Origin of the sequence: Novosphingobium indicum (genome assembly GCF_014645195.1) — a bacterium.
GTDB classification, from domain to species: domain Bacteria; phylum Pseudomonadota; class Alphaproteobacteria; order Sphingomonadales; family Sphingomonadaceae; genus Novosphingobium; species Novosphingobium indicum.
In genome coordinates, this window is the sequence record NZ_BMLK01000013.1 from 96,531 (window position 1) to 115,884 (window position 19,354).

General features: G+C 65.4%; 21 protein-coding genes. 7 read left to right on the forward strand and 14 right to left on the reverse strand.

The genetic code is table 11. The features are described from left to right. Positions 1-21 precede the first annotated feature (21 nt). Positions 22-780, reverse strand: a complete 759-nt coding sequence (locus tag IEX64_RS14505; RefSeq protein WP_188820582.1) for a 16S rRNA (uracil(1498)-N(3))-methyltransferase — start codon at positions 778-780, stop codon at positions 22-24. A gap of 217 nt (positions 781-997) precedes the next feature. On the opposite strand from IEX64_RS14505, the gene ubiA reads away from it, so the two are divergent. Next, positions 998-1,861 (forward strand): 4-hydroxybenzoate octaprenyltransferase, encoded by an 864-nt coding sequence (gene ubiA / locus IEX64_RS14510; protein WP_188820717.1) that lies wholly within the window; start codon positions 998-1,000, stop codon positions 1,859-1,861. A gap of 49 nt (positions 1,862-1,910) precedes the next feature. Here ubiA and IEX64_RS14515 read toward each other — a convergent pair whose 3' ends face one another. Beyond that, positions 1,911-2,282 carry a VOC family protein gene (locus IEX64_RS14515; protein WP_188820584.1) on the reverse strand — a complete coding sequence of 124 codons (372 nt, stop codon included), beginning with the start codon at positions 2,280-2,282 and terminating at the stop codon, positions 1,911-1,913. A gap of 95 nt (positions 2,283-2,377) precedes the next feature. Here IEX64_RS14515 and soxR point away from each other — a divergent pair, with 95 nt between their 5' ends. After that, positions 2,378-2,821, forward strand: coding sequence for a redox-sensitive transcriptional activator SoxR (soxR, locus tag IEX64_RS14520; RefSeq protein WP_229710379.1), 444 nt, complete (start codon positions 2,378-2,380; stop codon positions 2,819-2,821). Here the strand turns inward: soxR and IEX64_RS14525 are convergent, their stop codons facing one another. From IEX64_RS14525 to IEX64_RS14550, 6 genes are all read right to left on the reverse strand, one after another. Further along, positions 2,822-3,106 carry a BrnA antitoxin family protein gene (locus IEX64_RS14525; protein ID WP_188820588.1) on the reverse strand — a complete coding sequence of 95 codons (285 nt, stop codon included), beginning with the start codon at positions 3,104-3,106 and terminating at the stop codon, positions 2,822-2,824. Then, positions 3,066-3,365, reverse strand: a complete 300-nt coding sequence (locus IEX64_RS14530) for a BrnT family toxin (protein ID WP_229710382.1) — start codon at positions 3,363-3,365, stop codon at positions 3,066-3,068. Before IEX64_RS14530 ends, IEX64_RS14525 begins: the two co-directional genes overlap by 41 nt. A 108-nt stretch (positions 3,366-3,473) precedes the next feature. Next, on the reverse strand, positions 3,474-6,911 hold the full coding sequence (locus IEX64_RS14535; protein ID WP_188820590.1) for an AAA family ATPase: 3,438 nt from the start codon (positions 6,909-6,911) through the stop codon (positions 3,474-3,476). Between the two features lie 27 nt (positions 6,912-6,938). Further along, positions 6,939-7,697 carry a DsbA family protein gene (locus tag IEX64_RS14540; RefSeq protein WP_188820592.1) on the reverse strand — a complete coding sequence of 253 codons (759 nt, stop codon included), beginning with the start codon at positions 7,695-7,697 and terminating at the stop codon, positions 6,939-6,941. A gap of 115 nt (positions 7,698-7,812) precedes the next feature. Next, positions 7,813-8,556 (reverse strand): DsbA family protein, encoded by a 744-nt coding sequence (locus IEX64_RS14545; RefSeq protein WP_188820594.1) that lies wholly within the window; start codon positions 8,554-8,556, stop codon positions 7,813-7,815. Next, complete coding sequence (locus IEX64_RS14550; protein WP_188820595.1) at positions 8,556-9,110, reverse strand: DUF721 domain-containing protein; 555 nt, start codon at positions 9,108-9,110, stop codon at positions 8,556-8,558. Before IEX64_RS14550 ends, IEX64_RS14545 begins: the two co-directional genes overlap by 1 nt. Positions 9,111-9,139: 29 nt before the next feature. On the opposite strand from IEX64_RS14550, the gene IEX64_RS14555 reads away from it, so the two are divergent. From IEX64_RS14555 to IEX64_RS14570, 4 genes are read left to right on the forward strand one after another with little or no spacing between them, the layout of a single operon-like run. Further along, a complete protein-coding gene (locus IEX64_RS14555; RefSeq protein WP_188820596.1) occupies positions 9,140-10,210 on the forward strand; it encodes an A/G-specific adenine glycosylase in 1,071 nt (356 codons plus the stop codon). After that, positions 10,207-11,517, forward strand: coding sequence for a serine hydrolase domain-containing protein (locus IEX64_RS14560; protein WP_188820597.1), 1,311 nt, complete (start codon positions 10,207-10,209; stop codon positions 11,515-11,517). The genes IEX64_RS14555 and IEX64_RS14560 overlap by 4 nt, the downstream gene beginning before the upstream one ends. Then, entirely contained in the window at positions 11,489-12,433 is a 945-nt protein-coding gene (nudC, locus tag IEX64_RS14565; protein WP_188820598.1) for an NAD(+) diphosphatase, read from the forward strand. Before IEX64_RS14560 ends, nudC begins: the two co-directional genes overlap by 29 nt. Positions 12,434-12,463: 30 nt before the next feature. After that, positions 12,464-13,234: an enoyl-CoA hydratase gene (locus IEX64_RS14570; RefSeq protein ID WP_188820599.1), complete on the forward strand. Its 771-nt coding sequence runs from the start codon at positions 12,464-12,466 to the stop codon at positions 13,232-13,234. A 6-nt stretch (positions 13,235-13,240) separates the two neighbouring features. On the opposite strand, the gene IEX64_RS14575 is transcribed toward IEX64_RS14570, so the two are convergent. After that, positions 13,241-13,639 carry a DUF1489 family protein gene (locus IEX64_RS14575; protein ID WP_188820600.1) on the reverse strand — a complete coding sequence of 133 codons (399 nt, stop codon included), beginning with the start codon at positions 13,637-13,639 and terminating at the stop codon, positions 13,241-13,243. Positions 13,640-13,800: 161 nt separating this feature from the next. Further along, positions 13,801-15,234: a magnesium transporter gene (gene mgtE / locus IEX64_RS14580; protein WP_188820601.1), complete on the reverse strand. Its 1,434-nt coding sequence runs from the start codon at positions 15,232-15,234 to the stop codon at positions 13,801-13,803. 188 nt (positions 15,235-15,422) lie between these two features. On the opposite strand from mgtE, the gene IEX64_RS14585 reads away from it, so the two are divergent. Continuing rightward, positions 15,423-15,890 (forward strand): peptidylprolyl isomerase, encoded by a 468-nt coding sequence (locus IEX64_RS14585; protein ID WP_188820602.1) that lies wholly within the window; start codon positions 15,423-15,425, stop codon positions 15,888-15,890. An 88-nt stretch (positions 15,891-15,978) separates the two neighbouring features. Here the strand turns inward: IEX64_RS14585 and IEX64_RS14590 are convergent, their stop codons facing one another. The 4 genes from IEX64_RS14590 to ybeY form a co-directional block, all read right to left on the reverse strand. After that, positions 15,979-16,722 carry a DUF2059 domain-containing protein gene (locus IEX64_RS14590; RefSeq protein ID WP_188820604.1) on the reverse strand — a complete coding sequence of 248 codons (744 nt, stop codon included), beginning with the start codon at positions 16,720-16,722 and terminating at the stop codon, positions 15,979-15,981. A 109-nt stretch (positions 16,723-16,831) separates the two neighbouring features. Beyond that, on the reverse strand, positions 16,832-17,716 hold the full coding sequence (locus IEX64_RS14595) for a LysR substrate-binding domain-containing protein (protein ID WP_188820606.1): 885 nt from the start codon (positions 17,714-17,716) through the stop codon (positions 16,832-16,834). A gap of 62 nt (positions 17,717-17,778) precedes the next feature. Beyond that, on the reverse strand, positions 17,779-18,699 hold the full coding sequence (locus tag IEX64_RS14600) for a hemolysin family protein (protein ID WP_188820608.1): 921 nt from the start codon (positions 18,697-18,699) through the stop codon (positions 17,779-17,781). A 23-nt stretch (positions 18,700-18,722) separates the two neighbouring features. Beyond that, entirely contained in the window at positions 18,723-19,214 is a 492-nt protein-coding gene (ybeY, locus tag IEX64_RS14605; protein ID WP_188820617.1) for an rRNA maturation RNase YbeY, read from the reverse strand. Between the last annotated feature and the right edge of the window lie 140 nt (positions 19,215-19,354).

Sequence of the window (19,354 nt, forward strand, 5' to 3'; positions counted from 1 at the left end):
CAATATTTGTATCGGGGATGCTCAATTTCCGTTGCTCGACCAATCGCCGGCGACGGCCATCCATAGCGCGCAGGCAGCGATACTGGCGGTTTCGCCGCGCAGAATGCGGGGGCCCAGCGTTATCGGGTGGGCCTGCGGGTGGGCGCGGATGGCCTCGCGCTCGCCGTCGTCGAACCCGCCCTCGGGGCCCACCAGCAAGGCTGCCGGGCCCGGATGGCTGGCAAAGCTGGCCGCGGCAGGCGCTCCGCCCTGTTCGTCGGCAAAGTACAGGGCGCGGTCCTGCGGCCAGTCGCGCAGCAGGGCATCCAGCTTCGTCGCCGGGGCCAGTTCGGGCAGCGCCGTGCGTGCGCACTGCTCGGCGGCTTCGGTCACGATGGTGCGGGCGCGTTCGGGATTCAGCTTGTCCGCCACGCAGCGGCGCGTGACCAGCGGCTGGATGCGGCGGACGCCCAGTTCGGTTGCCTTTTCCAGCACAAGATCGAAATTCGGCTTCTTCAGCAGCGCCGCGCAAAGCCAGAAGTCGGGCACTTCTTCGCGCTCGCGCAGGCGTTCGCGCGGTTCCAGAACGATATCGCGCTTGCCCGCCGAGACGACTTCGCTGGCCCATTCGCCGGTCATGTCGTCGCACAGCATCACGGCATCGCCCGGCGCCACGCGCATGACCTTGGCGAGATAATGGGCCTGCCCGCCGTCCACGGTGACGGCGGCATTTTGCGCGAGCGGCCCCTGTACGAACAGGCGCGGAGCCGAACGCGGCGGCCAGGCGGGGGTTGCTCCCATGAGCGGCGACTTTCTTCTCGTGCGAATGGCTGCAGGACAGGCCTTTTCGCGGCAACCCGGCCGGTATGCAATGGGTTTGCCGGTCCGCGACTGAACTCCTGTCCATGCAATCGCCGATGACAGGCGGCGAGCAATCGACTAGACCTCGCGCGTGACTAAAGGCTCCCCTCCTTCGGATATCGGCGTTCCGGATTCCCAGCACGGCGGTTTCATCGCGATGCTGCCCATGCCCCTGCGTCCCTACGCCCGGCTGGCGCGTTTCGACCGGCCGATCGGCTGGTGGCTGCTGTTCTGGCCCTGTGCCTGGGGCGTCTTGCTGGCAGGCGGCGAGGAGCGCTGGGGGCTGCTGCTGTGGCTGCTGGTCGGCTCGGTCGCCATGCGCGGCGCGGGCTGTGTCTATAACGATATCGTCGATGCCGATCTCGATCGCAGCGTGGCGCGCACGGCGGCGCGGCCCATCGCCAGCGGCCAGGTAAGCAAGGAAGCGGCCTGGACCTGGCTCGGTGTGCTCTGCATCGTCGGGCTCGTGGTGCTTGTCCAACTGCGCTGGCAGGCGCAGGTTATGGCGCTGGGCAGCATTGCGCTCGTGGCGGCCTATCCGTTCATGAAGCGGATCACGTGGTGGCCGCAGGCCTGGCTCGGGCTGGTCTTTACATGGGGCTGTCTGGTCGGCTGGATCGAGATCCGCACCGATCATCTCGAGGCTCTGGCCGCGCTCTACGCCGGCAGCATCGTGTGGTGCATGGGCTACGACACGATCTATGCCCTGCAGGACCGCGAAGACGATGCGCTGGTCGGCATCCGCTCCGCAGCCCTGCGCCTAGGCAGCCGCGTACGTGCAGGGATCACGGCGTTCTATGCCCTGGCCCTGGCATTCTGGGCGCTGGCATTCTGGGCCATGCGTCCCGACTGGGTCGCGCTTGTCGCGCTGGTTCCGGTAGCGTTGCACCTTGGCTTTCAGGCGCTGACACTCGACCCCGATGATGGCGACAACGCGCTCTACCGTTTCCGGTCGAACCGCGATGCCGGCATTGTCATGGCGCTCGCCTGCTGGGTGGTGGGCAACGCCGGCGTGATGTGAGCGCGAAGGGGCGCGACGATACCACGCTCCGGCTTCGGTGATCAGCGGCTCATTCATAGCTGACCAGCTCGAATTCGATGCCGTCCCAGTCGAAGAAATAGAACCGCCGGCCCGGTTCGTAATCGGCATGGCTGAAGGGTTCGAGCCCCGCGGCGATCACAATCTGTTCGGCGGCATCGAGATCGTCGACCACGATGCCGATGTGGTTGAGCGGCGCGCCTTTGGCGAAGCGGTCGTGCGGCTTGTGGTCGGTATAGATGGCGATGTAGCTGAATTCCCCGCCGACATGGATGGTTTCGCCGTCGTTGATCGCGGGGCCTCTCCAGCGCTCTTCCCAGCCGAGCAGATCCTGCAACAGGCGGGAGGAGCGTTCGATGTCGCTCACCGTGATATTGGCGTGTTCGAGGCGGCCTGTGGCCATTGTTCTTGCTCCTTTTTGCTTGCGGGCGAATCACCGGCTTGGCAAAGATGCAACCTCAAGCTAACTTGAGATCAAGCCAAAAATTCGGGGGGTGTGTGGTCGAGGATCGGTTCATTTCCATCGGCGACCTGTCGCGCCGCACCGGCGTCGCGGTTTCGGCGATCCGCTTCTACGAGGAAAAGGGGCTGCTGACGTCGCTGCGCTCGCGCGGCAACCAGCGCCGTTTCCTGCGGTCCGACATCCGCCGTGTGAGCTTCATCCTGATTGCCCAGAAGCTCGGTCTCGCGCTCGCCGAAATCGAGCGCGAACTGTCCCTGCTGCCGCAAGGCCGCACGCCGACACTGGGCGACTGGGAGCGGATCAGCCGTTCGATGCGCGCCTCGATCGATGCCAATATCGCCTTGCTCGAACTGACCCGCCGCAAGCTGGAGGAATGCATCGGCTGCGGGTGCCTGAGCCTCAGGAAATGCCAGCTCTACAACGCGAATGATGGTGCCGCCGCCCACGGACCGGGGCCGCGGTTCGTGTTGAAGGGGTGATCAGATGCCGAGCGCCTTGCGCAATTCGGCATTGATACGCGTCTGCCAGCCCTTGCCCATCGCGCGGAAGCCTTCGATTACGTCCGGATCGAGACGAAGCGTGACTTGCTTTTTGGGATTTTCGGAAAGGGGCCGGCCTACCGATTTTAACGTGCCCGCAGCGGGACGGATCAGTTTTTCGCCTTTGTAGACCGCCGCCGCTCGAAACATTTCCTCCGTCCATTCGACATCATCGTCGTCGGGATCAATCCAGGGATCGGAAGCGGATTTCGTGTTCCTGCTCATGGGCATGTCTCATTGTAATGATACGACGATTGCCATCCCGAGGAGTCCAGACCAGAGAAACGCGACGACCGTTCAGAAAGCCCCAAACACGGTAGCGTCTTTCGCCATAGTCTTTGCGGTCATCTTCAATCTGATAATGCTCGTTGGCAAATACCAGAGCTGCGTCCGCAAGGTCTAAACCTCGCTCTTCAAGAATCTTAGCACGCTTGCCATCATCAAAAGTGATTTTCCAACGATCGGCCTTAGAGATGTCTTTCAAGTCGGTCTCCGGCGTGCAGATTACATATCAGTCTCGTACCTCTGTCTCTTGCCCATCAGGTATGGGCGACCGACCGTTTCTGTAGCTACAAAAATTTAGGTCGTCAACTTATTCCGCCGCCAGCAGCTCTTCCGCGCCGACCAGATCGACGCTGACCAGCCGCGAGATGCCCTTTTCGACCATGGTGACGCCGAACAGGCGGTGCATGCGGCTCATGGTTACGGCATTGTGGGTGACGATCAGGTAGCGGGTGTCGGTTTCCTTGGTCATCGCTTCGAGCAGGTCGCAGAAACGTTCGATATTGGCATCGTCGAGCGGGGCGTCGACTTCGTCGAGGACACAGATCGGCGCCGGGTTGGTCAGGAACAGACCGAAGATCAGCGCCACCGCCGTCAGCGCCTGTTCGCCGCCCGAAAGCAGTGTGAGCGATTGCAGGCGTTTGCCCGGTGGCTGGGCGTAGATTTCGAGCCCGGCTTCAAGCGGATCGTCCGAGTCGACGAGCGCAAGGTGCGCCTTGCCGCCCTGGAAAAGCCGGCTGAACAGACGCTGGAAGTGGCCGTCGACCGCTTCGAAGGCGGCACGCAGGCGCTCGCGGCCTTCGCGGTTGAGGTTGCCGATGGAGCCGCGCAGCCGGTTAACCGCTTCGGCCAGTTCCGCCTTTTCGGTGACGCTGGAGCCCAGTTGCTCCTCGGCTTCAGCGAGTTCGTCGGCAGCGACGAGATTGACCGGGCCGATCCGCTCGCGGTCTGCGACGAGCTTGTCCATGGCCGCCGATTCCTCGTTCGCGCCGCTAACTTCGGCGGAGACGAATTCGAAGCGTTCGGGGAGGACCGGCGGCGGGCACTGGAAACGCTCGCCGGAAATTCGGGTCATCTCGACGCGGCGCTCGTCCTCGTTCTCGGCGCGGGCCACGGCCCCGGCGCGGCCTTCGCGGGCGCTGGCGAGGCTCTCCTGCGCGGCGGCCAGACCGGCATCGGCCCTGCGCGCGGCTTCGGTGGCATTGCTTACGGCCGCTTCGGCCTTGGCGAGTTCCTCGGCTAGGCGATTGCGCACCGTTTCGCCTTGCTCGATCTGCTCCATCAGCGAGGCAGGCTTGGCGGCGATGACGGCGCGCTCGGTCTCGATTTCCTCAAGCCGCCCGGCCATCTGCGCGAGCCGATTCGTGGCATCGCCCGCGCGGGCCTGCCAGTTCTTGATATCGCCGCGCTGCGAGGCGGTGCGTTCGCGGGCAACGGCCAGCGCCTGATCGTGCGAGGCCAACGCGGCGGTGGCTGATTGCAGCGCGCTCCTGGCCGTCTCGTTCTTGCCCCTGGCGGCATCAAGTGCGGCGCGGCCGGTTTCGGGATCGGGGAGGTGCGCGCGCTTGGCTTCGGCAGCAGCCAGATCCTGTTTGGCATTGCGGCGCTGCTCGGCCAGTTCCGCGACGCTGCGGTCGAGTTCGGTGCGCCGGGCCTGATGGCGCGCCTTGGTATCCTCGGCCTGATCGACGGCGCGCAGGGCGCTGCGTTCGGCATTGGCGGCATCGGCAATCGCGCGTTCCGCCGCGATCACGGCGGCGGACAGACTGGAGAGTTCCTGCTGCACTTGGCTCTGTCGCGCTTCCGCTCTGGCTACAGCCTCGCGTAGTGCCGGAAGCTGTGCATCCAGCTCGGCAAAGCGGTTTTCAGCCTCGAGGCGTGCGGCTTCCGCGGCGCCTTCGCCGCGCGCCACGAAGCCGTCCCAACGGCGCAGCAGGCCGGCTTTCGTGACGAGCCACTCACCGGGTTTCAGCGCGCGGTTATCGTCCTCGTCGGCGACATGGACCAGCGCCAGCCGGGCGCCGAGTTCGGGCGGGCATTGCGGAACATGCGCGGCCAGATTGTCCGCGACGGAGGCAGGAGCCACGGCGCCTGTCCAGAAGCGTCCATCGGTGTTTTCGACGCGCCCTAGCGGCGCCTTGGCGTCACGGCCCAGCACGGCTGCCAGCGCACGCTCATAGCCCGGCGCGGCGCGCACGGCGTCGATGGCGACGGGCAGGCCGTGTGCAGCCTTGGCACCCTTGGCCCGTGCCTCGCGGTCGCGCGTCAGGGCCGCATGTTCGCGCTCTATGCCGGTGAGGTCAGCGCGCGCGCCGGAAAGCTCGGAGGCGGCTGCATCGCGTTCGGCCTGCAGTTCGGCCTTGCGCGCCTGCTGCGCTTCCAGCCCCTCGCGCGCCTTGCCGAGGGCTTCGGCAGCCCCTTCGGCTTCGCGCTGCGCCTGTGCAATCGTCGCATCGAGATCTTCCGTCGACGGCAGGCCCGCCAGTTGCGCCTGCAGCCGATCGGCCTCGGCGTTCAACCGGTCGAGCCGGCTGCGCGCCTGCGCCAGTTCGGCTTCGGCAATGCGCCACTCGGCCTCGACGGCAGCCTGTTCGGCGGTGGCCTGCGCCAGATCGAGTTCGGCGGTACGCGCCATGCGTTCGGCACCTTCGAGAGCATTGGCAAGGCGTGGGCGCTGTGCCTCGTCCGCTTCCAGCTGCTTCGCCCCTTCCGCTAGGTCCCGTTCGAGCCGCGAGAGCGCTTCGGCGGCATCGCGGGTCATGCGGTCGGCGTCGCTGCGGTCTTCTTCGAGCCGCGTGCGCTGACGGTCGAGGTCTTTGAGGCGCTGCTCGGCGGCTTCGAGCTGGCTGGTCAGCGTCGCCATGCGATGGCCCTGCGCGGTGGCATCGTCGCGGCGGTCGGCCAGTTCGTCGCGCGCTTCGGCGAGCACTTCGGCGGCCGTGGCCTGCGCCTCCTGCGCGGCTTTCGCGGCCTCCTGCGCCTGGGTCACGCGCGCTTCTGCGGCCTGCGCTTCTTTCTTCGCCGCTTCGGCAGCCGCCGCGGCGTCGCGCCAGCGGGCGAAGACCAGCCGGGCTTCGGCGAGCCGGATCTGGTCGGACAGCGACTTGTAGCGTTCGGCGGCGCGCGCCTGCCGGCGCAGCGTCGCCACCTGCTTGTCGAGCCCGGCCATGATGTCGTCGAGCCGGGCGAGATTGGCCTCGGTCGCGCGCAGCTTCTGTTCGGCGTCCTTGCGGCGTACGTGCAGACCGGCGATGCCCGCCGCCTCTTCCAGCATCTGGCGGCGCTCGGCGGGCTTGGCGGCAATGACCGCGGCGATACGGCCCTGGCTGACGAGGGCGGGGCTGTGCGCGCCGGTGGCGGCATCGGCGAAGATCAGCGCCACGTCCTTGGCGCGCACGTCGCGGCCGTTGACGCGATAGGCACTGCCGGCGCCGCGCTCGATGCGGCGCACGACTTCGAGTTCCTCCCGCACGCCGTCGTCACGCGGCGCGGTCTCGGCTTGCAGGACGACTTCGGCAAAGGCGCGCTGCGGGCGATTGGCGGTGCCGGCGAAGATCACGTCTTCCATGCCGCCGCCGCGCATGGACTTGGGCGAGCTTTCGCCCATTACCCAGCGGATCGCTTCGAGCAGGTTGGACTTGCCGCAGCCGTTGGGGCCGACGACGCCGGTCAGGCCGGGTTCGATGCGCAGTTCGGCAGGCTCGACGAAGCTCTTGAATCCACTGAGCTTGAGCCGCCTTATGCGCATCTACGCGCCCTTACTGAAGCCGGCGCATCAGCGCGCGCCTGCCTGCTGCAGCTTGGCTTCCAGTTCCTTCCAGCCCATCGACCCGATCGATGAGCCGTTGATGATGAAGGTCGGGGTGCCGGTCACATTGAACTCGTCGGACGCCTTCTGGGTCTGGTCGGCGAGCGCCTTGGCCTTGGCGGTGTCGGCCAGGCAGGCCTTCGCCTGATCGCGGGCAATGCCGCGCGAGGAGAAGAAGTTCACCATGCCCGAAGCGTCGGCGATGGCCGCGATCTGCTGTTCCTTGGGCAGTTCGCCGATCGCCTGCAGTTTCTGATCGCCGAGGGCCTGCACGTTCTCGAACATGTTCGGCTGCCATGCCCAGAACTGCTCGCTGAGCGGGATTACCGCCTCGGTCGAACCGCAAGTGGTGAGCAGCGAAGCGGGTACGTCGAAGGGGTTGAGCATGAAGTAGCGCAGCTCATAGCTGACGCGGCCGCTGGCGACGTAGTCGTCGCGCATCGGCTCGGAGCTTTCCTTCGAGAATTCGGCGCAGTGCGAGCAGCTCAGCGCGGCATATTCGATCAGCTTGATCGGTGCTTCGGGATTGCCCATGCGATAGCCGCCTTCGGGCGTCTTCTCGATCATGTCCTGCCAGGCCTTTCCGGCCGGCGGGGCGATCCTGGCGATGGGTTCGCTCGACGAGGGCGCGCCGTCCTCTGCCTTCTTGTCGCAGGCAGCAAGGCCGAGCGCGAGAGGCGCGGCAAGGGCGCCGAACACGATCTGGCGGAAACGGTTGCGGGTCATTGTGGCGAATCCTTTGCAAAGACGGGAAAATGGCTAGCCGATAGGACTGGCGGAACAAAGCGCGGGCCGGGCTTGCGGAGATTCTCTCCACAGCTTGTCCGCAGATTTCGGGGCTTCAGACGGTTCCGTCGCGTTCGTCGGCAAGGGCGCTGGTGATTGCGGTGGAAACCCCGGTCCAGTCGTGAACGTCGGTCAGGACCTTGCCGTTGAGCGTGAAGCTGGGTGTGCTCTTCAGGCCGAGCTTGGCGATCTCCGCCTGCTGGTTGCTCAGCTTTTCGAGCATGGCCTTGTCGGCAAGGCAGGCATCGGTCTGGGCGCGGTCGATACCCCAGCCCGACATAATCTTGTAGAGGTCGAGGTCGGAGGCCATTGCCCGCATGCGGTCGATCATCGGCCCCTGATACCAGCGCTGCTGCTGCGATTTGGTCGCGTCTATCGCCTTTTGCAGCCAGGTGTCCTGGGTGGCGAAGAAGGCGTTATGGCGCACGAAAAAGCGTTTGGGATCGCCGCAATTGGCAAGCATGGCCACGGTGAGGTCGACGGGATTGCGCAGCAGGTTGGTGACCGTCACCTGCACCTTGCCCTTGGGCACCACGGTCAGGCGCAGCACCGGGTCGGACTGCTGCTGGTAATGCGCGCAGTGCGGGCAGGTATAGCTGACGTACTCGGTGAGCTTTACCGGGGCATCGGGATTGCCGAAGCGGTGGCTGCCGTCGGCGGTCATTTCGATCCGGCTGTTCCAGTTGGTCGAGGCCTTTTCCAGGCTCTTGCTGGTCTTGGCCGAGGCCGAGACGCAGGTCATCGCACCGGCCGCGAGTACCATGGCACCCAGGGCGGTCTTCATTCCGGCAAGTTTCATTACTGCTCTTCCTGACTATCCTTGGCGCTCATGCTGCGCGCCAGCGACTCAAGGACCGCGCGAAGCTCGGGATCGCCCACGTCGCGCAGCGATTCCCCCAGTTCGAGCGGAACGGGCCGCAGCGAGGGTGCGGCAGCCTGCGGCTTTGAAGCAGGCGGCGCCTTAACCTCACCTTGCCGGATCTTCACTTTGCCCACGGCATTGTAGCCGAAGAAGCGGTTCACCCGGTCGATGATCTCGGGGATCACGTGCTGGATCATCGGCGCATGGGCCGGCACGACGACGAGCTGGAGAATGCCGTCGCTCTTCTCGCCGGGCGGGAAGCGGATCGATTCGGGCGTGCACACGCGCGCATGCCGGGCGCCGACGATCTCCGGCCAGCGCGATACCACGCTCGATTGCACGAAGCCGAAACGCCGGAATGCCGTACGGCCGACCTCGGGCATCAGGTCCGAAATCGGGCGCGCCTGCCCGCCGCGCGGACGCTCGTAGGGCTTGGCGCCCCTGGGCCTGGCTTTCGAAGAGCCGGATTGTTTGCGATCGTCCCGTTCCATTGTCGGGGCCGCAATGCCATAGCGGGCGCATGGATGCCAGTTCCGATGCCCTATCGTCCGCCCTGCTCGACTGGTACGATGCCCACGCCCGCGATCTGCCGTGGCGTTCGCCGCCCGGCGCGCCGCCGCCGGATCCCTACCGGGTCTGGCTGTCCGAAGTCATGCTGCAACAGACCACGGTCGCGGCGGTAAAAGCCTATTTCGCCGAGTTCACCCGCCGCTGGCCTACCGTGAAAGCGCTGGCGGCTGCGTCGGACGCGGAAGTCATGGCCGCCTGGGCAGGCCTCGGTTACTACGCCCGCGCCCGCAACCTGCTGGCCTGTGCCCGCGAAGTGGCCGCGCAGGGCGGGACCTTTCCCGATACCGAAGAGGGTCTTCGCGCCCTGCCGGGGCTCGGCGCCTATACTGCCGCCGCTGTGGCGGCCATTGCCTTCGAGCGGAGGGCGGTCGTGGTGGATGCCAATGTCGAGCGGGTCGTCGCGCGGCTTTTCGCGCTGGATACCCCGCTGCCCGGCGGACGCACCGAAATCCGCGAGAAGGCGGACGCGATCACGCCCGAGGCGCGCAGCGGCGACTTTGCGCAGGCGATGATGGACCTTGGCGCGACGGTGTGCACCAGCCGCGCGCCGCGCTGCCTGCTCTGTCCGCTCTCGCCGCATTGCCGGGGACGGGCCACTGGGGAGCCCGAACGCTTTCCGGTCAAGGCACCGAAAAAGGCCAAGCCGGCCCGCAATGGCCGGGCCTTCTGGATCGAACGCGAAGTGGACGGCGAGGGGCATGTCTGGCTGGTCCGTCGCCCCGGCAAGGGCATGCTTGGCGGCATGCGCGCGCTGCCCGACGACGGCTGGAGCGCACGTGCCGACGGATCGGGCGAGGGGCCGCTTGCGGGCCCGTGGGAGAGCGCGGGCATGGTGGGGCATGTCTTCACCCATTTCTCGCTCTCGCTGAACTTGTCGGTTTATCTTGGCAATCAATGCGATAGTCTTGCACAGGAAGCGGGCGAATGGTGGCCGCTGGACCGGATCGAAGACGCCGGCCTGCCCACGCTTTTCGCCAAGGCGGCGCGGCTGGCGCTGGCAGAAACGGGAGAAGAGGCATGATCCGCGATTTGCAGTCTCTGGAAGCGGCGATGGACCGCCGCATGTTGTTGCGCATGGGCGCCTGCGCGGGCCTCGGCGCCGCGCTCATGCCGCGTCTGGCGCTGGCCGCTGCCGATCCCGACCTGCTCCCGCATGTGCGCGCGGTGATCGAGCGCTGGGTTGGGCCGGGCAAGTTTCCCGGCATGGTCGCTTCGCTCGGCGTGCCGGGGCGCGATCCGCAATATGTCGCGCGCGGTTCGGAAGGGTTCAACGATGGCGATGCAGTCACCGCCGACAGCCTCTTTCGCATCTATTCGATGACCAAGCCGGTTACCGGCATGGCGGCGATGCAACTGATCGACGAGGGCAAGCTGGGGCTGGACCAGCCGCTCTACGACATCCTGCCCAAGTACCGCGACATGATGGTGCAGGACACCTACGACGGATCGATCACAGAGCTGCATCCCGCGCCCGGCCCGATCACGATCCGCCAGTTGCTCACGCACACCTCGGGCATCGCCTATTCGATCATCCAGAAGGGCCCTATCGCCAAACTGCTGGAGGAGAAGGGCCTCGTCGCCGGGCAGGTCAGCCGCATGGAAATTCCCGGTCTCTCACGTGGCAAGACGGTCAAGGGACTGGATGTCTTCGCCGACCGTCTCGCCGAAGTGCCCCTGGTCGCTGACCCCGGCACCCGGTGGAGCTATTCGATGGGGCTCGATCTGATGGGCCGGGTGATCGAGGTGGTCTCGGGCAAGAGCTTCGACACGTACCTGCGCGAAACGATCTTCGAACCGGCAGGCATGAGCAGTACCTTCTTTCAGGTCCCGGCGCCCGATGCGAAACGGCTGACCACCAATTATGGCGCAGTGAAAAATGTCCTCGTGCCGATCGATCCGGGCGAGAGCTCGATCTATCTCGACCCGCCGCCGTTCCCTTTCGGCGGGGCAGGGCTGGTGAGTTCGCCGCGCGATTACGACCGCTTCCTGCGCATGCTGGCGCAATATGGCGAGATCGACGGGCAGCGCGTGCTCGGCGAACTCACCGTGCGCACCGGCACGCGCGACCTGCTGCCCCCCGGTCTGGAAATCCCCAAGCTCTTCGGCGGCAGTGCCGGCTTCGGTGCCGGCGGCCGCGTGGGCAGGGGTGCTGAAGCCGGGATCTACGGATGGTCGGGCGCCGCCGGCACCGTGGGCATGGTCGATATGCTCCATTCGCTGCGATCGCAGATATTCGTGCAGTTCATGCCCCCCAATGCCAATGACCTGCTGCCCGAGTTCCAGACGGCCCTGAAGGCCGATGTCATGGCCCTGCTGGAGAAACAGTAACGTGGATGTCGCCGTAGCCCCCATCGCCTTTTCCGGCTCGCACATCGATCGTGCTGATCACATTCGCAACGATCCGGCGGCACTCGACGCACTGCGAACGGCGCAGGCGCGGCTGCTACGCATGGACGGGCTCGATCCGGTTCTGACGGATGACAGCGCGCTTGCCTGGGGTAGCCTTGCCGATGCGTCCGCAGACAGCGAACTGGTGTTTCTCGGCATCGCACAGGGCGTAGACGGCGAGCACGGCTGCTTCGCCGAAGTCCCCGCGACGACGCCTTCCGGCGGACCCCATGCGGGACCGGCGAGCTGGAATGCCATGGTGGTGCTGGAGTCCGGCGAACTGGCGGCCTACGGCACGGCCCGCGCGCTCGTCGGCTGGCACATGCGCCACCGCTTTTGCGCGGTCTGCGGCAGTCCGACGGCGCTGGCCAAGGGCGGCTGGCAGCGCACCTGCTCCAACGCCGCGTGCAAGTCGGAACACTTTCCGCGCGTCGATCCGGTCACGATCATGACGGTCGAATGCGAGGGCAAGCTGCTCCTTGGCCGCCAGCCGCGCTTTGCGCCGGGCCAGTATTCCGCACTCGCCGGCTTCGTCGAGCCGGGCGAGACGATCGAGGAAGCCGTGAAGCGCGAGACTTTCGAGGAAGCCGGGGTGCGCGCTCGCGACGTCGAATACGTGATCAGCCAGCCCTGGCCGTTTCCTTCATCGCTGATGATCGGCTGCCATGCCTACGCAGACGATCCCGCCATCGTCATGGACGAAACCGAGATGGATGATGTGCGCTGGTTTACGCGCGAGGAAGTCACTGACGCGCTTGCGGCAGTCGCGCGGGGCGAACAGGGGAAAGCCTTCGGCGCGCCGCCCAAGGCTGCTGTTGCCCATGCGCTGCTGCGCTGGTGGGCCGATCGTGGCTGACGGCGGGGTTCTTTGGCAGGAGATGCGAACGTGCCGAATGGTATAGACACGGCCGTTGCCGCCGGGGTTCTCGAAATCCGGATCGACCGGCCCGAGAAGAAGAACGCGCTGACATCGGCGATGTACAGCGCGATGACCGCGGCGCTCCGGGACGCTTCCGAGGCACCGGAAATTGGCGTCGTCCTGATCTCCGGTTGCGGCGATGCGTTCTGTGCGGGCAACGATCTTGCCGACTTCATGGCCGGGCCAGAGAGCGCGGAAGCGGCTTTCGAATTCATTCGCACCATCGCCGCGTTCGACAAGCCGGTGGTCGCAGCCGTGCAGGGACTGGCGGTGGGTGTCGGCACCACGATGCTGTTCCACTGCGATCTCGTCTATGCAGCGGCTGATGCGCGCTTCGTCATGCCGTTCGTCGATCTTGGCCTCGTCCCCGAGGCCGCTTCGAGCCTGCTGGCGCCTGCCATTCTCGGTCATGCTCGTGCTGCCGCGATGCTGTTGCTGGGCGAGCCGATGCTTGCGCAGGATGCCCGGCAGGCCGGATTGTTGACCGCCATCGTCCCCGCCGAGGATTTGCTGGCGCATGCGCGCGGCAAGGCAGCGGCGCTGATGGCAAAGCCACCTCAGGCCCTGCAGGCCACACGGCGGCTGATGAAGGGCGATCCCGCGGCGATCGCAGCGCGGATGGACGAGGAAGCGCGGATCTTCCGGGAAGCGATGGCCTCGCCCGAAGCGCGCGAGGCCTTCTCGGCCTTCTTCGAAAAGCGGCGAGCAGTGTTTCGTCGTGTGGGCGATGCAGGCTGAACCAGCCTAGACCAGCCCCAGCTTCATCAGTTCGCGCGCCAGCTTGGGCGGCATGATGTCGCCGCTGCTTTCGCCGTCGCCAAGGTCGCGCGGGGCGTCTTCGTCCTTGAGGTAGCGCCAGCCTTGATGCGCGCGCTTGGGCTTGGTGACGACGGGGATCAGCTTGGGCGCCAGGCGGATATGCCAGCGGCCGTCGCTCTCCCGCTGCTCGAAGCCGAGGATGGGCGAGCGGCCGATGAGCGCATGCTCGAAGATCCAGTAGAGCGAACCGCCGACCATCTCCTCGTGCCGCTTGGGCAGGTAGCGGGTGGTCAGGCGCGCCTCGTCCGGATGGCTCTCAAGCCATGCACGCAGCGAGGCGGGGCTCTCGGCGGAAAAGGCGATCTTCGTCATGTGCAGCGGCATGAGGGGAAGATAGGGAGTGGAGGCGTTTCAGGCCAGTGGCTGTGCATGTTCGCCGGCTATCTCTTCGTCATTGCGAGGCCCGCAGGGCCGCGGCAATCCAGAGCGCAGTGGCGCCGCCCTGGATTGCTTCGCTTCGCTCGCAATGACGAAAGGGATAGTGTTCAGGCCAGTCCGGTTAGCACCGCGAGGCCAAGAAACGAGAAGAAGCCCATCGTATCCGTTGCCGTGGTCACGAAGACGGCGGACGAGACGGCCGGGTCGACCTTGAAGCGGGTCAGTGTGACGGGCACGAGAATGCCCGCGAGCCCCGCGACGAGGTTGTTCACCACCATGGCCGTGGCAATGACCGCGCCCAGCAGGGCGTTGCCGAACAGCACGCCGGTGCCTACCCCGATCAGCGCGCCGAGTGCCGTACCGTTGGCGAGAGCGATCCGGAACTCGCGCATGATCATGCGCCAGGTGTTGGTATCGGTGAGCTGATTAGTAGCGATGGCGCGCACGACCACGGCGAGGGTCTGGGTGCCGGCGTTGCCACCCATGCCCGAGACAATCGGCATCAATACCGCCAGCAGCGCAAAGCGCGATATCGCGCCCTGGAACAGGCCGACGACCGAGGATGCGATCATTGCAGTGGCGAGGTTCACGCAGAGCCAGGTCAGGCGTGCGCGCACGGTCAGCAGGATCGGCTCGTTGATGTCGCCGTCGCCCGCGCCGGAGAGCAGCAGAGTATCCTCGCCCGCCTCTTCCTGAATGACGTGGACGACGTCATCGACGGTGATCTGGCCGATCAGGCGCCCCGAGGGATCGACCACCGCGGCCGAGATCAGTGCGTATTTCTGGAAGCGCAGCGCGACTTCTTCCTGGTCCATCCCCACCGGAATGATGGTCTGGTCGCGCTTCATCACGTCGTAGAGCGGGATGTTGCGCGGACAGCGCAGGATCCACGAGAGCGCGCAACTGCCGACCGGATGGTGCAGCGCGTCGACGCAGAACACTTCCCAGAACTCGGTGGGCAGTTCGCGGTGTTCGCGCAGGAAATCGATGAGGTCGCCGACGGTCATCGTCTCGGGCACCGCGACCAGTTCGCGGCTCATCAGGCGGCCTGCGGATTCCTCGGGATACGCCAGCGCGGATTCGATGGCAGCCCGGTCTTCCGGTTCCATCTCGGCAAGAACGGCGCGCTGGTCCTCCTCGTCGAGGTCCTCCAGCATCGCGACGGCATCGTCGGTGTCGAGTTGTTCGGCGATACCGGCGACTACATCGGCCGGCAGCGCCTCCACCAGCAGTTCGCGAACCCAGTCGTTGAGTTCGGCGATGACCTCGACGCCCATGAGGTCGCGGATAGAGCTGGCGAGGGTCAGGCGTTCGTGTTCGTCGACCAGTTCGAAAAGGTCGGCGATGTCGGCCGGATGAAGCGGTTCGACGAGATCGTAGACACGGTCGGAATCGTCGTCGTCCAGCGCGTCCTTGACGCTGCGGACGAAGTCCGGCTTGAGGCGGTTTTCCTCGTCCAGGCTTCCGGTTTCGAGCGCGTCTTCCTCCTCGGCTGCCGCCTCGTCTTCCGGCAGGTGTTCCTTGAGGTCCGCTTCGCTCATGAGCGTGGGTCTACGCGCCTATTTCGCAATTGCAACAGGTGGTTTTCCGGGTGCGCTCGGCACGTCCGTGCCGAGCTTGCGGCGCCGGGCTGGCCCGGACAAGGGCGTGACATTGCCGACAGTCATCCTATATCGGGCGCCGAGCCGATCCGCGCCTGCAGTGGGGCGCAGGCAACAGGAGAGTTTACATGGCCGACGAATTTCTGACGCTCACCCTCGACACCGGAGAGACGCAGGGCGACGTGAAGATCAAGCTGCGCTCCGATCTGGCCCCCGGCCACGTCGAGCGGATCAAGGAACTGGCGGGCGAGGGCTTCTACGACGGCGTGAAGTTCCACCGCGTGATCCCCGGTTTCATGGCGCAGGGCGGCTGCCCGCACGGTACCGGCATGGGCGGTTCCGACAAGCCGGATCTCAAGGCCGAATTCAACGCCGAGCCGCACGTGCGCGGCGTCTGCTCGATGGCCCGCACCAGCGCGCCGCACTCGGCCAACAGCCAGTTCTTCATCGTGTTCGACGATGCGACCTTCCTCGACAAGCAGTACACTGTCTGGGGCCAGGTGGTCGAAGGCATGGAACTGGTCGACGCGCTGCCCAAGGGCGAGCCGCCGCGCAATCCGGGCACCATCGTCAAGGCGACCGTTTCGGAAGGCTGAAGCCTTTCCAGCCGAGACACGCAAAGGGCGGTCCTGACGGGGCCGTCCTTTTTCTTGCGCGATCCTCTCTCGATCGCGAGAAACCATCTTATTCGCTTTTCGCCGCTTGCTGCTCTTCCAGTTCCGCTACCGAGATGCCCAGCAGATCGGCGAGCTCCGCCCTTTCCGCATCGCTGAGGTCGGCGTACTTGCGCGGTGGAGGCAGGTCTGCGGTGGCGGTTTTCACCTTCTCCACGATGGCGGGCATCTGCTTCATCATCTTCGGCATGAAGGCCTGCATCTTGTCCATGACCTTGGGCGACATCATGATCATGTAGGAATCGGCCGCGTACTCGCTGCCCGTGGGCGTGGCGAAGAAGGCATTGAGCTCGCCGAGCTGCTTCACGTCGAACTTGGCGGCATAGGCATGGGCGAGGCCGTCGCGGATTTCCGGTTCGAACTCGGTCATCATCGTGGTCATTTCGCCCATCATGGTGTGGGTCGTGAGGGTCATCCGCTCCTTGTAGTGCGGATCGTAGATCGCCATGATTTCGGAAAGCGAGGCTGAACTCAGCTTGCTGGTGTCGACGCCGCCCATGCCGGCCAGATCCTTGATCGGCATCTTGCCGACCGAATCCATCACCGAGTCCATGATCTTGTCCATCGTCGCATTCATGATGCGGGCATAGGTGCCGGCCGGGAAGACGTAGTCGACCGTCTGGCGGGCCGCGGCGAGGCGGGCGGGATCGACCGGGGCTTCGGCCTGCGCGGTGCTGTCGGGCTCCGCGGCCATCGCCGGGCTGGCGCCGAGCATCAGCGCCGAAGCCGAAAGCGCTGCGAGTATCCTGGACATGATGTTCTCTCCTGCAGGGGATCGCCGCGATGCTACGGCAGGGCCCGCGGCAGCGGTACTCTCAATCCATTGTAAATTTGCGACAATCTGAAGCCCGATGACCGGAAGATCAGAGCTGTGCCTGCAGCAGCCACTCGTGGAAAATGCGCACGGGCCGGGTTTCCAGGGCCTTGGGCTTGCAGATGAACCAGTAGCGGTAGGGACTCTCGACATCGATGTCGAACAGCCGGGCAAGCCGGTTGTCGTGGGCGCGACGGAAGTGGTCGTCGTGCATAATCGCGATGCCCAGGCCCTGCGCTGCCGCCTCGAGCACGAGCTGGCCGGAATCGAACTTGTCGACCGACGCGGGTTCGAGATCCGGCATACCGATGGCCTTCTTCCAGGCATCGAGACTGTCGGGCAGGTCCTGATGGATCAGGAAAGTTTGCTTGGACAGGGACTCCTTGTCGGGCACGCCGCCAAGCTCCGCTGCCAGGTCCTGCGAAACGATGCCATAGACCTTATTCTGGTCGAGCTGCACGCGATAGAACGCCGGATCGGGTTCCTTGGTGAGCACGATAGCCGCATCCAACGTGTCGCCCACGCGGTCTTCCGAGTGGGTGGCGGTGTCGATGTCGATATGCAGCCGCGGGTGCAGCTTGCGCAGTTCGGGCAGGCGCGGGAACAGGCGCTGGCCACCGAACAGCGTCGGGACGCCGAGATGCAGGCGCAGCACCTGGCCGCGATCGATCTGCGCTTCCACCGCTTCGGCGAGTTCTTCCAGCTTGGGGCCGATGGCGTTGTAGAAGGCCTGACCCTCGTCGGTCAGCTTCATCGCCTGATGCTGGCGCGTGAACAGACGTTTGCCGGTAAAGTCTTCCAGCGCGGCCACGCGGCGCGAGAGCGCCGAAGGCGACAGCGCCAGCTCGTTGGCAGCAGCCTTGGCCGAACCGAGGCGGACGACGCGCACGAAAGCCTCGAGTGCGCGCAGCGGGGGAAGACGGCGTACAGGCAATGAACTTCTTTTCGTCGGGGTTGCTCAGGATGCAATCTGCAATGCAGATCATGCAACTGTAGCTATTCTTCCCCGTTTTCCAAGACCTCCTGTGGCGGATGCAGCCGCAGACGGGTTACATGCCTTTCATTCCCGTCGATAACTTCGATCTGCCAGCCGCTCTCGTGGGTGAGCACAGTGCCCACTTCCGGGACCTTCTCTGCCAGAACGAAGGTGAGGCCGCCCAGCGTGTCGACCGATTCCTCCACCTCGGCAAGGCGGGGATCTATCCTCTCGGCGATCTCCTCCAGCTCGACGCGGGAATCGGCATCCCACATCCCGCCTTCGAGCGGCACGAGCATCACGTCGGGCGCCTCGTCGTGCTCATCCTCGATCTCGCCGACGATTTCCTCGACGAGGTCCTCGATGGTGATGATCCCGTCGGTGCCGGTATATTCGTCGATCACCACGGCCAGGTGGACGCGCTGGGCCTGCATGTCGGCGAGCACGTCGAGCGCGCCGCGCGACTGCGGCACGTAGAGCGGCTGGCGCAGCAGGTCGCACCAGTCGGTCGGCCGGGTGCCGCGCGCCAGATGCGAGAACACGTCCTTGATGTGGAGCATGCCTTTCACTTCATCGAGCGATTCGCCGTAGACGGGCATGCGGCTGTGGCCGTGTTCGGCAAAGGCCTCGACCACGTCCTCCCACTCGGCGGACGCCGGCAGCGCGATGATCTCGCCGCGCGGAATGGCGACGTCGTCAGCATCGTGCTCGCTGAAGTGCAGCAGGTTGCGCAGCATCTGGCGTTCGAGCGGAGAAAGGTCGCCGTTCGGAAGGCCGTTCGGGTTTTGCTCACCCTCGTGCTCGTTGATGACGCCTTCGATCTGCGCGCGCAGCGACTGATCGACGTCGGACTGGAACATTCGCTTGATTACACGCCAGAGCGCGCCGCTACTGTCCCCTTCTCCCGAGCCGGACTCGGTGTGGCGGCCATTGTCGGCCATCGTCTTTTGGTATCCCCTGAAGTCTAAGATCGGTCCCCATATGGGTCGGCAATGCCCAGAATCGCAAGAGCCTTTGTTTCGAGCGTTTCCATCGCGTCCGCATCGGCATCGGAAATCTCGTGATCGTGCCCGGCCAGATGGAGCAGGCCGTGGACGATCAGATGGGTGGCATGGTCCTGAACGGAAACGCCTTTTTCCGCGGCTTCGCGCGCGCAGGTCTCATGGGCAAGCGCGATGTCGCCGAGCATTTCCGGAGGGCCGTCAGAGGCGAGTTCGAGCAGGTCCTCGCGCTGGAGCATCGGGAAAGAAAGCACGTTGGTCGGCTTGTCCTTCGCCCGCCACTCGCGGTTGAGCGTGTGAACCTCTTCGTCGGACGTGAACAGCACGCTGGCGATCAGGCGTTCGTTGCCGATCTCGGGGGCGACCTGCTGCAGCGCTTCAAGGGCGCGTTCGGCGAGGTCGGCCCAGTCGGTGTCGCCGGGCCAGGGGGCTTCGATGTCGATTTCAAGGGTCATGGCTCTGCTCTATCTTCACGGCAGGATTAAGAGAAGCGGGATCCCCGCCTGCGGGGGGATGACGCGGAGTTAATTGGCAGCGGAATTGCATTCAGCCCAAAATGATCTCGTCGCCCCCGCGAAGGCGGGGGCCCCGCTTC